Source organism: Erythrobacter sp. (assembly GCF_038133525.1).
Taxonomy (GTDB): domain Bacteria; phylum Pseudomonadota; class Alphaproteobacteria; order Sphingomonadales; family Sphingomonadaceae; genus Qipengyuania.
In genome coordinates this window covers 1,326-1,613 of the sequence record NZ_JAYPTL010000179.1, presented here as the reverse complement: position 1 = coordinate 1,613, position 288 = coordinate 1,326, and the positions used below count along the sequence as shown (strand labels likewise).

Genomic DNA, 288 nt, shown 5'->3' with positions numbered 1-288 from the left:
AGTTCACGCCGATTCACCAGCAGCGCCGCTAGCGCTTTGGTCGCCATATCGCGGATGATGCGGTGACTAAGGCTGGTGAGCCAAGCGAGCATGATCGCGGCCAGCCTGGCACGCTCTGGCTCGATGGGATTGAGGCCATTGGCCAGCACCCATTGGATCAGCGTATCGATCGCATTGCCATCATTGGCCGCAATATATGTCGCACGTACCGACCACAGTTCGTCGCGCTCCGGCATCGACATTGGGCGCAACCAGTGGTCGAGATAATCCGCGTTGAAAGGGTTGCTT

1 protein-coding gene is annotated in these 288 nt (G+C 58.7%); it reads right to left on the bottom strand.

Annotated elements, in window-relative coordinates:
- Positions 1-242, bottom strand: a 242-nt coding sequence (locus tag AAFM29_RS17765) for a hypothetical protein (RefSeq protein WP_341714035.1), incomplete at its 3' end; no start/stop codon positions are given.
- Positions 243-288: the final 46 nt, after the last annotated feature.